A 15,292-nucleotide genomic window follows, 5' to 3' on the forward strand; every position below is an offset into this window, starting at 1 on the left:
CTATGAAAAAGAGACTTGGAATCATATCGTTTTTTGTAGTCATCTTCATCGTGTTTATCGTAATTTGGAGCTATAGCTATCAGCAGGGATTAGAAGACGCCTATACACCGCTTATAGAAACTCCTACTGGAAACTTCATTCCTTCAGAAAGTGGTGTTTTTAAGCGATTTGATGAGGTTGGTATGGATTATCTAAATATGCCCGTAGACGAAAACCACCAGCGAACACTTAAAGACTATTATGACAATAGAGCCTATCCGGGAGCTCCTCCAAGTATTCCACATCCTGTAGAAAAGGAGCGAAGTATGGGAGGAAACACCTGTATACAATGTCACCAGAATGGTGGGTTTGTAGAAAAATTTAATGCCTATGCCCCTGTAACCCCACATCCGGAGATGGTGAACTGTCGTCAGTGTCACGTGACCAAAAACACAAATACCACTTTTAAAGACTTCGCTTTTGCGAAAGCACTACCACCCAAAGTGGGAGAGGGTGTAAACAATGCAATGCCGGGAAGTCCACCTATGATACCGCACCAATTACAGATGAGAGAAAGTTGTATTTCTTGTCATGCTGGCCCAAGCGCACCTAAAGAAATAAGGGTTTCACACCCAGAACGGGTAAACTGTAGACAATGTCATTTGCCAAAAAACACAGTGCAGCCAAATTATGACGCTAGCACTTTTCTAAGACAATTCGATCAATTAAATGAAAAATAAAAACCTAACATATTACTTTCTAATACTTCTAGCAGTATCCTTTTTCTCTTGCAAAAAAGAAGGAGAATATCACTCTATTACTGACAAAATTGAAGCAGAAAGTAAACCTTACCACGGCAAGCTTACATCTGATGAATTATTGGCCGGAAGTGAGCTAATGGAAATTACCGAAGGAAAACATACATTCCTGATACTGGAAAGAAAAGGACAAATAAAGTCATTTGCTTGTATAGAGTGCCATAGCAAACCTGTTACACAGATGAAGAGCTTAGACGGACAAAAAGCGCACTGGGACATAAAAATGAATCACGCCAATAGTGAAATAATAAATTGTGCCACCTGCCATAATGGGAAGGATATGAATAACCTGAATAGCTTGACTGGTAAAAACATAGATTTTAACCTTAGCTATAAACTTTGTGCACAATGCCACTCTAGTCAGTTCGAAGACTGGAAAGGAGGTGCTCACGGTAAAAAAGTAGCAGGATGGGCCCCACCACGCGCCTCAATGACTTGTGTAAATTGTCATAACCCGCACAGTCCGGGTTATGAAACAAGATGGCCAGTACAGTTTAATACTCAAAAGGGTATAGAGCGTAAAGAAGGTTTAGATCATTAAAAATAAAGGTATGAGCGAAAATAAAAAATGGCACTCTCTAGACCTAGGTCTAAATAAGAAAAAAGAAGCATCAGGAGCTTGTGGATGCGGGAAGTCTCAAGGAAGTTGCAATAGCCAGGAAGAAGAACTTAGTGCCGATGAATTTTACGAGGCTGCCATCAATGCATCAATAGGTGATGAAAGACAAAGAGATGGTTTTGAGCAAGTCTTTGATGTTAAGATGGACAGAAGAACTGCTTTTAAAAAATTGACGGCAAGTCTTCTCATTGGAGCTGGGGCCGTTAGTACTTCTTGTAGCGTTGTAGCGGGAGATGACACTAAAGAAAAAGCACAAATTGATTGGGAAGAACAGTTTAAAGGAAACTATAAGCTGATGAACGATGAAGAGAAACAAGGCACCATAAATAGGCTTATGCGTTCGTATGAACTACGTACAGGTAAGAATATTAGTATGACGGCTGAAAATGCAGAGGAAGATGTACTGTTCGGGTATGCTTTCAACATTTCGAAGTGTCAAGGTTATATGGACTGTGTGAGTGCCTGTGTGGAAGAGAATAATCAAGATAGAAATTCTCAAATGCAATATATACGCATACACGAGATGAAAGATGGCGAAGGGTTCAAGTTTGATAAGGCAGATGATAATTACTATCATGAAGTTCCAGCAGAAGGCCATTTTTATTTGGGTACGCAGTGTTTCCATTGCGATAATCCACCTTGTGTTGAAGTATGTCCAGTACAAGCGACTTGGAAAGAAGAAGATGGGCTAGTGGTAATAGACTACGATTGGTGTATTGGGTGCCGCTATTGCATGGCAGCCTGCCCTTATGATGGAAGAAGATTTAACTGGAGCAAACCTGAAGTGCCAGCAAATGAAATAAATAAAAACCAGCACTACTTAGGGAACAGGATGCGTAAAAAGGGCGTAATGGAAAAATGTACTTTCTGTGTGCAACGCTCTCGTAAAGGAAAAAACCCAGCCTGTGTAGATGCTTGCCCAACAGGGGCTAGAATTTTTGGAAACCTTTTAGATCCAAACAGTACGATTAGATGGGTATTGGAAAACAAAAAAGTCTTTAGACTTAAAGAAGACTTGGGAACAGAACCAAAGTTCTGGTATTTTATGGATTAGCAACCAGAAAAACGTAATATAGAAGCATAAGTCAAGACGTCGAGTGTGAAAGTGTCTCGTAAGATCGGTTTTAAACACATATATAATGAGTCAATTTAAAGTATTAAAAAGTTTGGTGATCGATAGTTTAGATACGATTACTAAAGGATCTATAAAGTATCATATTTGGATGGGGGGGTTGACCTTAGTGATGCTTATAGGTATGTATTGTTATTTCATTCAACTCGATGAAGGGCTCAGTGTTACAGGGATGTCTGACAGTGTTAGTTGGGGGCTTTATATTTCAAATTTCACTTTTTTAGTAGGAGTAGCAGCGGCGGCCGTTATGCTAGTTATGCCCACGTATATTCTTAAAGATATAGATTTTAAACAAGCAGTTCTTATAGGAGAAGGCTTAGCTGTAGCCGCCTTGATTATGTGTTTAGCCTTTGTTGTGGCAGATATGGGTGGTCCATCTGTCCTTTGGCATATGATTCCTGGAATTGGTGTTTTTAATTTTCCCAACTCAATGCTTACTTGGGACGTTATTGTATTAAATGTCTATCTTTTTATAAATATTAGTATCCCTTTTTATATTCTATTCAGACACTACCAAGGAAAAGAGGCAATGAAAAAAGTGTATGTGCCCGGGGCAATTTTGTCCGTTTTTTGGGCGGTAGCTATCCATTTGGTAACCGCTTTTTTATATCAAGGATTACAGGCACGACCTTTTTGGAACAATGCTTTGTTAGGACCTCGATTCCTTGCATCTGCATTTGCTGCCGGACCTGCTTTGATTATTTTGGTTTTAGCTGTTATCCGTTCTTTTACTGCTTTTAGAATAGAAGATAGGACCATCAAAAAAATCGCACTGATTGTTACTGTAGCAGCTCAGATAAATTTGATAATGCTAGTTTCAGAATTGTTTAAGGAATTCTATGCACCCACTCATCACAGCGAGAGTGCTTATTATCTTTTCTTTGGGTTGCACGGCAAAAATGCTCTGTTACCTTGGATATGGACTGCTATTCCGTTGAACGTGCTTGCAACAATTATGCTCACCTTTGGCAAACTAAGAAACAATCTCAAGGTATTATACTTCTGTTGTTTTATTCTATTTGTCGCCATATGGATAGAAAAAGGTTTTGGTCTAATTGTCCCTGGATTTATTCCTGGACCTTATGGAAAAATAGTGGAATACTTGCCAACTGGCATAGAAATAGGAGTTACTCTAGGTATTTGGGCATTGGGAGCATTTGTATTTACCATACTTGCAAAAACGGCAATTGGTATTGAGTTGGGAGAGTTGAGATACAAAGATAAAAATTCCTCTGCCTCGTAATTTGCACGGGTGCTTCCATAAAAAGACATTTGTTTAAAATCTGCGAGAATGCTTAAGCACAAATTTTCTTCTAAAGAAAAGGATTGTTTAGTGGGCTTTATCAAATATTTAATGATATATCATTTTCTAAAATATTTGCAGCGTCAACATTTCCTGTATAAAAGTGGGCTCCCTGTTTTTCCTATGTTCCATAGATTGATTAATTATTAAATAGGCCACTTTTATCACATTTCGTAGTTCGGATAGTTTTGTATTCAACTTTGAAGAACAACAATTTTCGCATAATCCTAAAATCCCACAACTTTTATACTTTGATCCCTGTTTTTTTGCTCAACTGCGTTGGCAACTCGGAAAAATAAAAAAAGCCTAACAAATCTTACAGATTCATTAGGCTTTTAATGGTCGGGTGGCAGGATTAATTAAAAAACTGTAAGACCCTGTTTATCAAAATTTTAAAACACTATTAACTGTAGATGGCCATCTGATTGTACATTAAAGTTAAAAAGAACAGTTTAAAAATAAATTTTATTTGTCTTAGGTTTTATAACGATACAAATTGTATTAAATGATATGAAAATAGAAGGTTAATTTATTAAAGCAAGCCTTTACAGTCTTCAAAAAGTGGTATGCCCAAGATAAATTTTTAGAATAATTAGTTAAGTACATGACAGAAAACTAAAGAGACTGTATTCTAATGGCTTATTGCCTGTCAAAGGAATTTTGACAAATAATCAAATCCGTATTTGAATATGCTCACAGCCCTTCTTCCATGTTTCTTTATTGTTGTTTTTTTAATGTACTGATCCACAAAATCACCGAGTCTGTAACACCAGACAAATGCAATTATTGTTAACAGAAAGAGTTTTTCCAACCTGTCCAAATCCGTTACATGAGTGTCCTCAATGTCATAGCCACTCCTTTTCAGTCCTCTAAAAGCGTTTCTATTTGCCATCCTTGCTTATGATAAACCATTGCCTGCTCGGGGTTTTTAATGAAACAATGATCAAGAACTCCATTTGGCCATCTCTGTCAAAAATTTCACTGCCGGACAGATAAAATTTCTGGCCCTGGAGTGATACTATTTTTGTTTTTGATAGGAATAAATTTTGAAATTATTCCTGATCCTAATATAATAGCTAATATTATTTTCATTCAAAAAATTCCAAACTTTTGTCACCAACTAACTCTCTGTCAGCCAATAAATAATCTATTCTTTATTTTTCAGAACATTGTATTATACTGTTTGACCAAATCAAGTCGTTCCTGTGTTATTTACCTAAAATCAATTCTACTTTTACTAGCAAACATTAGGTCAAATTAGCTTTTAGTCTTTAAAATTTTGAATTTTAATTACTTATATTTATAAAAACTTCATACTGTGGAGGAAGATTTTATAAAACTTAATGAAGAAATTTCATGGAAGCCATTAGAACGCATTGCCCTATCGATGAGTGGCGGGGGGCTATCGTGCAGCCAGTTTTCACTTAGTTATCTTAACCATAAACAGAATAGCGATAACACGCTTTTAGAAAATGTAAAAGCTATTTCTTCCGTTGCAATATGCCAACAATAGTAGAATAGAGATCGTGTCAAAGGAGAAATGAAAGTCGCTGGTAGAATAAGTTTTTGAAAATGAATATAATGAAACATAAAAATAATATGAAGCCAGATAAATTTTTGGAAGCAGCAATTGAAGAAGCCAGAAAAGGATACGCTGAAGGTGGCATTCCCATAGGTTCGGTAATTATGCATAACAATAAAATTATTGGGCGTGGGCATAACCGCAGGGTTCAAAACGGGAGTGCTATTTTACATGGGGAAATGGATGCGTTGGAAAATGCAGGAAGGCAACCAGCTTCGGTTTACCAAGAATGCGTTTTATATACTACGCTTTCTCCCTGTTCTATGTGTTCAGGAACAATATTGTTATATGGAATTCCCAAAGTTATTATTGCTGAAAATAAAACCTTTATGGGCGAAGAAGAATTGCTTACATCCCGTGGAGTGGATGTCACTGTGCTAGAAAACCAAGAGTGCATAGACCTTATGAATCAATTTATTGCTGAAAAACCTGAATTATGGAACGAGGATATTGGCGAATAATGGGCGTTTCCCCATAAAAAAACATATAAAACTGTTGCATTATGAATTCAATTACTTCTAAAATTTTCAAACTAAAATTTTTATTGCTTCTGAATTTTTTGCCGATACTCTGTTTTACTTCCTGCAAAGAAGTTTCGGAGGACTATACTGAAAAGGGAAATATCGAGCTCGATTATTTTGCTGATACCCAAATCATTGATTTATCCCACGATTATTCCCGTGAAACCATTTACTGGGTAACAGCCAAAGAATTTCAGTTAGATACGGTAGCTTATGGGGATACCGAGAAGGGCTACTTTTATGCAGCCAATAATTTTTCTACAGCTGAACATGGGGGAACGCACATTGATGCACCTATACATTTTGCAAAGGGAACACAATCTGTAGATGAGATTCCACTTGAAAAACTGATGGGAAAGGCCATAAAAATTGATATAAAAAAAGAAGTAGAAAAAAACCGCGATTATCAAATTACAATTGAAGATTTTAAAAACTGGGAAAAGGAGTCTGGAATAGAAATCCCAGAGGAATGTATTGTGTTATTGGAGACTGGTATCTCCAAATATTACCCAGATAAATTAAAATATTTGGGCACCGATAAGCGCGGTGAGGAGGCGGTTAAAGATCTCCACTTTCTGGGCCTTTCACCAGACGCTGCCAAATGGTTGATGGAAAATAGAAACATTAACGCTATCGGGATCGATACGCCCAGCATTGATTATGGCCAATCCCAAGATTTTAAAACCCATGTCGCTTTGCTGTCTAAAAATGTCCCCGCTTTCGAAAATCTGACAAATCTGGATAAACTGCCCCTAAACGACTTTAGTGTGATCGCCTTGCCTATGAAGATCAAAGGTGGAAGTGGTGGGCCACTTCGCATTGTGGCTATTTTGAAGAATCAATAAACACCCGTCCAGTCAATTGAATTTGAAATTTTCATTATCAGATAACTTTCAAAATCTCATATTCCACTTTATATAATAACTTACTCAGCCGCACACCACATTACCAACATTTTGCAAAAAGCTTCATTCTGGGAAAAGAGCTTTACTGCATCCAGAAATTTTTAATGAAGTCCGCCAGATTGGATTTGAAGGATTGGTATTTTTTTCAGAATTAGTTGTTATTAAATGATATCAAGTGATGTTACTAAAAACACTGATAATCATATCGTTAACAGTGTTTTAGTTTGACCTATTACTAGGTTTGTCGGGGTGGCAGGACTAATTAAGTAATCATAACACCCTGTATGTCAAACTTTTAAAACACTATTAACTGTAGTTGTTCACCTGATTGTACACTAAAGTCAAAAAGAACGGTTTAAAAACAAATTTTGTTTGTCTTTGGTTTTGTAAAGATACAAAATGTATTAAGAATATCTGAAATTTATTGAATTTACCATAAAATGTATCACAAGTCAATATTAGTAGAAAACTATTAGATCTTAAAAATTTCAGAATTTTTTGAAATACTAATAAACAACTGACGTCTTTTTTGAATTATTCAAATACTTCATTATTAGAGCAATAATCGATTTTTAGTTAAATAAATGTTAACATGGCTATGTAGTATGTCGATATTTTAATTATAAAACAATAAAAAATCAAGAAATCATGCGATTTTGATTGAAAATTTAATAATAAGTCAATTATCTTAAAATTTAATTAGTCTTTTTGACTAAAAATTAACAAACTGAAATACAGTATTTTATAATAAAGTATTAACAAAAAATTAACAGTATTTTTCGTATAGCGTTTAATTTTTCAATTGAAATATTACTTAGCTTTAATACAACAAAATACTTAAATATGAAAACATTTATAGTTACTTTAACATTTTTTTTGTGTTCAATTTCAATATATGCGCAGGACAAATTAACTTTCAAATACGACACAGCTGGAAATCAAATTACCAGAGAGCGGATATGTCTAAACTGTAATCCCCTATCGCGATCTGCAACTACAGAGTCTGATTCCCTTGGCATTGCCGATAATGATCTCAAAACTGTCACTGAGTTCCAATTAAAATCCTATCCCAATCCAGTTGTGGATGAACTTTATGTAGAGTGGGTCAACAACCCTGAAATGTTAGTGGCTAAAATCCAATTATTTTCAATTAGCAGCCAGCTCCTGTATGATATGAATGTTAATGACAGACAGGGAGAACAACAAATCAATTTTTCAAATTTTCCTGCTGGGATTTATAATGTAGTCATACATTATACAAACCACTCAAAAAAAACATTTAAGATTATTAAAAAATAATGACTATGGATAAAAAACTACTTTTGGCACTTGGGTTATTGTACTCGTCACTTTTCTTCGGACAGCAAGGTGTTAACCCATTAGATGAATTTACATACTCGTCATTAAAAACAACTGCAACAAGTAATGAATCTATATCATTATTCAACTCCCTGCCAGATCCTGACATAGCGAATGCCATGATGGGCGGCTCTGATTTAGGTATAGGGGAAACTACTGGTGAACTGTCTGTCTCCTTAACTGGAGGGGCAAATTACACAGTGCCCATTGCCGTTCCTCCCGGGATTAACGGTGTAGTCCCATCAATAGCTTTATCCTATGGCAGTCAAGGCGCAAATGGGCTTGCAGGTTATGGCTGGAATATGACAGGAGTTTCGGTAATCACCAGGATTCCTTCCACAAAATTTCATGACAATCATATTGATCCAGTGGACTTTGATGCACTTGACAGGTTCAGCTTTGATGGACAAAGACTCCTTTTAAAAGCTGGAACTTATGGTGCTCATGGCGCCCAATATGAGACTGAAAATTATTCAAATGTAAAAATAGTTTCGTATGGAATCTCCACTTTTGGGGCTAATTACGGGCCATCATATTTTATTGTATATTATCCAGATGGTTCTTTTGCCCACTATGGCAATAGCCCCGATTCCAAATCAAGAACTGATTATGCCATAACTTATTGGGAAAATCCCCAGGGAGTGCGTATCAGTTATTCTTATATATTAGCTGATAATAGTTTAAGCATCAGCAGAATTAAATATGGATCTCGAACTACGAATACGCCAATCAATGAAGTTCAATTTGTATATGCACCAAGAAAAAGATTTGAACAAGCTTATATTGGAGAAAGTCCAACAGTGGCAAACTCCTTCATTAGAAAAAACCTGCTGAAAGAGATAAAAGTTATTGCTGGCGGTGTTGGTTATAAAAACTACGTTCTAACCCATGCATTCAATTCTTTGGGCTATGAGAGGTTGATTAGCGTACAAGAGAAAAATGGAGACAACACTTTGGCGCACACACCAATTACTTTTAATTATTCTACTTCTGCCGCAACCATTACCAATGACCGAAATATTGTTACTGAATTGGGTATAGGAAATATTGAACAGCGAAATGCAGAAACAGTATCTTTAGACCTGAATGGAGATGGTAAAATGGATTTTTTGGTGTATCCAAAAACCAAGAGCTTAAGAACAAAGTTTTGGGTTTTTAAGGAATTGCAGACCGGTAGTTTCAACTATCCAATTACGGTCAATTCAGGTGCCTTTGAGGCTATTTTTCCAGTGTCATGGTTGACGCACAATAATAAGCTTCACTCAAGTCAGGGCATCGCTATTGTACAAAACTCGACTGCGACCAATCAAATCAAATTCAAGGTCTATTCCAATGGTACTACTGCTCCCATTTACTACCAATATGAAAAAATTTGGAATGCACCAACTTACACAAATCGGACTTCTTGTAACGATAATGTAAACACTTATTTGGTTCCACAAGAATACATTTCTGGCGATTTTAACGGTGATGGTCTATCCGATGTTATTGCAGTATCCAAAAATTACTCTTATCAAAACTGTATTGCCTATCTTCCTTTACCAGGTGACAACTGTGCTAACACAATTGAAGGTTGTTGTGTATGTGAAACTGCCAATAGTACGTCAACTCAAGTCAACTTGATAAGTTTGGACAGAAGAATGACCACTAATTTTGTGAAATCGGTAGGCTTTTTGTCAGGAGGCCTTAAAAGCACCGATCAGTTAATGGCATTCGATATGAACGGCGATGGCAAAACTGATATTGTCCGTATTGCAGCAGGGAAGATAAGCGTATACACTTTGAATAGCACGGACAATCTCACCTTACTTTGGGAAACTTCCGATTCTAGAATAAAACTTGAATACCAGCCTATGATTGGTGACTTCAATGGGGACGGTAAAATGGATTTTATGTATCCGACCGCAAATAACAGTACTCTATTTGCTCTATTTTTATCATCTGGTACTTCGTTGTTAAAGAGCGAAAACACCTACCCCTTCGCTTATAAATTAAGTTCACTGGGATCAACTACAAATACATATAACTTATTGCCCGTAGATGTCAATGGCGATGGAAAAACGGACATTTTAGAGTACAAGACCACAACTTATAATGATAGTAGCAATGGCTCACAGACTATAATACAATATAATAACACATTTTCGACTTCTGCTGCGGCCTTGCCCGCCTTCAGCTATACTACAACTATTACGAAGTCAGGAAATCTAAAACACTTCCCAATCCCTATTTTTTTGAGCCCGGACAAACCTAACAGCAACTTAAACTTTGCCTCTATCAGTAATAACTGGGTTACTTCGTTTGCTTTTAACCAAGACAATCGGGAAGATATGCTTTTAAGATCTGTTACCAATAACGGACTTACCCAAAGCATCGATTATAAGAACCTTGACCCAAGTGAATCAGGGCATGATTATAACCCAATTTATACCATGGCTTATGACCAAGTTTATCCTTATGCAGATATAGGAGTAGTTTTGGGCTTAAAAGTAGTCAGTCAATTGCAGCGCATCTCCTCAGGCACCACGACACTGAAACAAAATTTCAACTATTACGGCGCTGTATCAAATGTTGAAGGATTGGGTTTTATGGGTTTCGAGGGGGTCGCACGCTCCAATTGGAACACGGGTCCCGAAGATATCATCTGGAATATTTCAAAGCATGATATATCATTGAGGGGGGCGGTATCCAATAATTATGCAATGTTGGGCTACTATACCTATACCGTCCCATCAAGTTCGTATATTTCAAAAACCACCTACAATTATTCAAGTACCTTGCTAGGAAATAAGGTCTTTAAAATTTCCAACAGTTCCATGGTAACCCAAAATGCGATGGAGAGTACTGTAACCACGCAGTCCTTTTTGTACGATGGCTACAACAACCTGACCAAATCTACTACCTCTTACTCAGGACAGGGGACTACGGTTTTGGATTTGACTTATGCAAACAGCACTGCCAATCCCTATTTTATTGGTAGACCATTGACCAAAATAGAGACCAACACAATCAACGGAAATTCATTCAGTTCTGAAGAACAATACGTTTATGACAATAATTTAATAGCTAACAAAAAATCAAAAGGTAATGGTACACAGTTTGAAACAGAAACCTATCTGTATGATAGCTTCGGGAATATAACCCAAAAAACGACCACACCTTATAACACCGCCCCTCGAATAGTCAATTTTGAATATGATATTTCAGGTCGATATCTGGCTAAAGCTACAGATGTTGAAGGTTTGATAACCCTTTTTGATTACAATCCAAGCACTGGAACTCTCAAAAAAGAGACAAACCCTTATGGTCTTGCCACAAACTATCTATATGATGGATGGAACCGATTGACCAAGGTTACGGACTATTTGTCAAAAAACGCCAACACTACATATGTTGAGTCCGGCTATTTATATACCGTTACGGTCTCCGCAGATAATGGTGCCAGCAGTATAAAAGTATATGATCCTTTAAAACGGTTGATCACAGAAAAAAACAAGGATGTATTGGGCCAGTGGATAAGCAAAAGTTATCAATATGATAAATTTGATAGGGCGTGGAAAGTGAGCGAACCCTATAGCGGTGCACCGAGTCAATGGAATACTTCAGAGTTTGATGTATATGGCCGGACAACCAAATTGACCAGCTTTACCGGAAAAACAACCACTATCAGCTATTCTGGACTGTCCTCGACCGTCAATGACGGCACAAAAACGGTAGTGACCACCAAGAATCCTACTGGACAAATCAGTCAGGTGACCGATCCGGGGGGAACTATTAATTACACATACTATGGTAACGGTACCATGAAGACTGCCAACTATGACGGCGTGATACTGACGACCGAGCAAGATGGTTGGGGCCGTAAAACAAAAACTACTGACCCGGCAGCGGGCACTTATACCTATACCTACAATGGATTTGGTGAAATGCTGACCGAAACAACCCCAAAAGGTACTACGACCTATACGTATTCTTCATTGGGGAAATTGGAACAAAAAAAGATCGTGGGAGATTTGACCAACATGGTTATAAACTATATCTACGATAACACAAGCAAATTAATCAATAGCATGTCATTGGTCAATACCGATGGCAACAACAGTAACTATATATATACCTATGACAGTTATAAACGCTTGTTCTCTTCCATAGAAACAAATCCTTATGCCCAATTTACAAAAATCTTTACCTATGACACTTTTGGACAAGTGGCTACAGAGAAAAGTGAAGCTAAATTACTCATAAACAATAAGATCAGCTCAAAGACTATTAAAAATAATTACCAGAATGGAGGTCTAAAATCCATTACAGATAACAGCACTTTGGAAGTATTGTGGAATGTGTCGGGGCTTAATGCACGGGGCCAGGTCACCACATCAACAATGGGCAACAACCTGCGTAAGGCCTATACCTACGACTCCTATGGCTATCTGACCCAGTTTAAGAGCGAGAAAAATATCAATGCAACCCCTTTGGAACTTGTAAAGCTCACCTTTGCATTCAATACCCAAAAAGGGCTTTTAAACAGCAGGACAAATAGTCTCTTTGGATGGAATGAAAATTTCACCTATGATAACCTCGATCGATTGGTCAACTTTAATGATAATGCAGGCAGCAAAAGCCATACCTACGACACCCAAGGCCGCATTACCAATAACAGCAATGTGGGCACTTATGCCTACACGGGCAAATCGTACCAATTGAAAGAGCTAATACTCAACACCCCCGGTCAGGCCTTTTATGCACCAACTACCAGACAGGACATTACCTACACGTCTTTTAAAAGTCCGGTAGAGATCACGGAGGCAGGAAAGGATAAGGTGAGTTTCCAATATAATGCCGCAATGGGCAGATCCAATATGTTTTATGGCAACACGAATAGCGATAAATTATTGCGACCAATGCGAAAACATTATTCTGCAGATGGGACTATGGAAATTAGTTACGAAAAAAACACCGGTAAGACTACATTTATAACCTATATGGCCGGAGATGCCTATTCCGCTCCCGCAATATGGCGATCCGAACAGCTTACCAGCACCAGTGAACAATACTTATATTTGCACCGTGATTATCTGGGCAGTATCATAGGCATTACCGATAAAGATGGCACTTTTAAAGAAAAGCGCCATTTTGATGCTTGGGGCAATCTTGTCAAGTTAACAGATGGCAACAACGTTGCGCTGACCAAATTTGGAGTCTTTGATAGAGGCTATACGGGCCACGAACATTTATTGGGCGTTGGACTGGTGCACATGAACGGACGTTTGTACGACCCTGTAGTGCATCGGTTTTTGATGCCTGATAATTTTGTTCAGGATCCGTACAATACCCAAAATTATAACCGGTATAGCTATGTTCTGAATAATCCTTTGATGTATACTGATGCAAGCGGAGAGTTTTTGTGGATTGCTTTTGCGATTGGCGCCATAATTGGTGCGGCTACTGGGGCTGCCGCATATATTGCAAGCGCAATTAGTACTGGCAACTGGAGTTGGGGCCAGTTCGCCGTATCCATAGTTAGCGGTGCTTTAATCGGAGGCATAAGTGGTGGTATCGCGGCATCCGTGACAACCATAACGACGACCGCTTTATTAAATTCTGTCGGTGGGGCATTTGTTGCTGGTCTTCTGCCTAATGCTAATTTTAGTCTGGGGAATTGGAATTTTAGTATATCTCCTGCTATCGCATTTGGTAAAGGTATTTCATTCGGAGCAAATTTTTCCGTCGGTTTTAACGACGGCAATTTTAGCATTTCAGGAGGTTACGGAATTAGTTATGTAGGCAGTGCACATGGGACTGGATCTAGCGGATGGGAATATCGAAAATCATGGGGAGCCAATTGGAACGATGGAAAGAGTGGTTTTGGACTTTACAGCACTACCTTTGATAGCGGAAAAACTTCACAAAAGGTTGGAGGATTTAGTTTCAAAAAAGGAGATTTTGGATTTAGGTATGAGAATGATGGCAGAACATTATTGGGTAAAATAACTAGTGGAAACACGGATATGTATCGAACTACAGCATTCGAAGTTTCGATAGGCGATTTTTCACTTCGAGGAAATTTATTTACTGGTCAATCAGGTACAGATGAAAGTGGCCTCCCTTTTGAAGATGCGATTAAAAGTGGCGACCTTGTTGATTTTACTAGAGGAAAGAACGGATATTGGAAAAACCAAGGAGCGGATTCCTATCGTTTGGGAGCCTTGTCGTTTGGCTTTAAGGGTTATCGTTCCGGAGTGAATTCGGAACATGTAAGAAATTTTTTCCAGAATATAATTGCACATGATATTGCTTCTCCCCAGCCTAGGTTTAATATGTTGAGCAGAAACGTTTCTGGTTATTTCCAATATCAATCTTATAATCCTTATACATTATGGTAAGAAAGATCGTCCTGCTAATTACATTTTTGTTATGTTCCTGTGTTAGTATAAACAACAAAAGAGAACAGTTTAAACCCAATGAAATAAGTCTGGTCAGCGGACCTAAAACAGATGGTTTTTATTATTTCGAAAGAACCATCAACCAAGAAAAATGGATTCACGTTATTCTATTTTTCGAGAATGGGTACTTTTTGAACGTAGGCGCAATACCATCGTCAAATTATCTTTATGGTAAGCAAATTGATGAACTATGTGCTGATTTGAAATTGACAAATACCTTGTCATCGGCATTGGCTAATGCGAAATGTGTAATTGAGAACTATGATGCTTTTTTCAATCAAGGTATTAACTTCATAAATCGTAAATCTATAATTCACAATTGGGGCAAATACACGGTAAAGGATAATGAGGTTTTTGTAAGGTATTATTCTAACTATCTAGGTAATTATTATTTAACGGAGAGATCCGGCAAAAAAGATCCAAATGACCATCTAACTTTCAACCGAGTTTTTTTTTTAAAAGACGGAAAAGAAAATTTCGTAAATGAAGATTACATTTTTATGGAAGTAGAATTAAATCCTATTGAAATACCCGCTATTGTAAAAAATACTTTTAAATGAATATACCTCTCGCTAGGGCAAGAGCTACATTTGTGCCAATGCAGTAATTACAATTAAGTTTACTATAAAAG

The 15,292-nt window shown here is 37.5% G+C and carries 10 protein-coding genes; all 10 read left to right on the forward strand.

Going from position 1 to position 15,292, the window contains the following annotated elements:
- Window positions 1–2: 2 nt before the first annotated feature.
- The 10 genes from JEM65_RS07110 (at window position 3) to JEM65_RS07155 (ending at window position 15,221) form a co-directional block, all read left to right on the forward strand.
- Window positions 3–719 (forward strand): nitrate reductase cytochrome c-type subunit, encoded by a 717-nt coding sequence (locus JEM65_RS07110; RefSeq protein WP_199598253.1) that lies wholly within the window; start codon window positions 3–5, stop codon window positions 717–719.
- Window positions 709–1,338: a multiheme c-type cytochrome gene (locus JEM65_RS07115; RefSeq protein ID WP_199598254.1), complete on the forward strand. Its 630-nt coding sequence runs from the start codon at window positions 709–711 to the stop codon at window positions 1,336–1,338. The genes JEM65_RS07110 and JEM65_RS07115 overlap by 11 nt, the downstream gene beginning before the upstream one ends.
- A 10-nt stretch (window positions 1,339–1,348) precedes the next feature.
- Entirely contained in the window at window positions 1,349–2,470 is a 1,122-nt protein-coding gene (locus tag JEM65_RS07120; RefSeq protein WP_199598255.1) for a 4Fe-4S dicluster domain-containing protein, read from the forward strand.
- Between the two features lie 85 nt (window positions 2,471–2,555).
- Window positions 2,556–3,791, forward strand: coding sequence for a sulfate reduction electron transfer complex DsrMKJOP subunit DsrP (gene dsrP, locus JEM65_RS07125; RefSeq protein ID WP_199598256.1), 1,236 nt, complete (start codon window positions 2,556–2,558; stop codon window positions 3,789–3,791).
- A gap of 1,378 nt (window positions 3,792–5,169) precedes the next feature.
- Window positions 5,170–5,364, forward strand: a complete 195-nt coding sequence (locus JEM65_RS07130; RefSeq protein ID WP_199598257.1) for a hypothetical protein — start codon at window positions 5,170–5,172, stop codon at window positions 5,362–5,364.
- A gap of 68 nt (window positions 5,365–5,432) precedes the next feature.
- Window positions 5,433–5,894, forward strand: coding sequence for a nucleoside deaminase (locus tag JEM65_RS07135; RefSeq protein ID WP_199598258.1), 462 nt, complete (start codon window positions 5,433–5,435; stop codon window positions 5,892–5,894).
- 41 nt (window positions 5,895–5,935) lie between these two features.
- On the forward strand, window positions 5,936–6,799 hold the full coding sequence (locus tag JEM65_RS07140) for a cyclase family protein (RefSeq protein WP_199598259.1): 864 nt from the start codon (window positions 5,936–5,938) through the stop codon (window positions 6,797–6,799).
- A 903-nt stretch (window positions 6,800–7,702) separates the two neighbouring features.
- Window positions 7,703–8,158, forward strand: coding sequence for a T9SS type A sorting domain-containing protein (locus JEM65_RS07145; protein ID WP_199598260.1), 456 nt, complete (start codon window positions 7,703–7,705; stop codon window positions 8,156–8,158).
- A 5-nt stretch (window positions 8,159–8,163) separates the two neighbouring features.
- Window positions 8,164–14,601 (forward strand): polymorphic toxin type 23 domain-containing protein, encoded by a 6,438-nt coding sequence (locus tag JEM65_RS07150; RefSeq protein ID WP_199598261.1) that lies wholly within the window; start codon window positions 8,164–8,166, stop codon window positions 14,599–14,601.
- Window positions 14,595–15,221: a hypothetical protein gene (locus JEM65_RS07155; RefSeq protein WP_199598262.1), complete on the forward strand. Its 627-nt coding sequence runs from the start codon at window positions 14,595–14,597 to the stop codon at window positions 15,219–15,221. Before JEM65_RS07150 ends, JEM65_RS07155 begins: the two co-directional genes overlap by 7 nt.
- The last annotated feature ends 71 nt before the right edge of the window (window positions 15,222–15,292 follow it).

Origin of the sequence: Gelidibacter salicanalis (genome assembly GCF_016469035.1) — a bacterium.
Taxonomy (GTDB): Bacteria; Bacteroidota; Bacteroidia; order Flavobacteriales; family Flavobacteriaceae; genus Gelidibacter; species Gelidibacter salicanalis_A.

What these genes read in the sequence shown, in the direction of transcription:
- JEM65_RS07110 (WP_199598253.1), top strand. Translation starts at nt 3, where the DNA reads ATGAAAAAGAGACTTGGAATCATATCGTTTTTTGTAGTCATCTTCATC.
- JEM65_RS07115 (WP_199598254.1), top strand. Translation starts at nt 709, where the DNA reads ATGAAAAATAAAAACCTAACATATTACTTTCTAATACTTCTAGCAGTA.
- JEM65_RS07120 (WP_199598255.1), top strand. Translation starts at nt 1,349, where the DNA reads ATGAGCGAAAATAAAAAATGGCACTCTCTAGACCTAGGTCTAAATAAG.
- dsrP (WP_199598256.1), top strand. Translation starts at nt 2,556, where the DNA reads ATGAGTCAATTTAAAGTATTAAAAAGTTTGGTGATCGATAGTTTAGAT.
- JEM65_RS07135 (WP_199598258.1), top strand. Translation starts at nt 5,433, where the DNA reads ATGAAACATAAAAATAATATGAAGCCAGATAAATTTTTGGAAGCAGCA.
- JEM65_RS07140 (WP_199598259.1), top strand. Translation starts at nt 5,936, where the DNA reads ATGAATTCAATTACTTCTAAAATTTTCAAACTAAAATTTTTATTGCTT.
- JEM65_RS07145 (WP_199598260.1), top strand. Translation starts at nt 7,703, where the DNA reads ATGAAAACATTTATAGTTACTTTAACATTTTTTTTGTGTTCAATTTCA.
- JEM65_RS07150 (WP_199598261.1), top strand. Translation starts at nt 8,164, where the DNA reads ATGGATAAAAAACTACTTTTGGCACTTGGGTTATTGTACTCGTCACTT.
- JEM65_RS07155 (WP_199598262.1), top strand. Translation starts at nt 14,595, where the DNA reads ATGGTAAGAAAGATCGTCCTGCTAATTACATTTTTGTTATGTTCCTGT.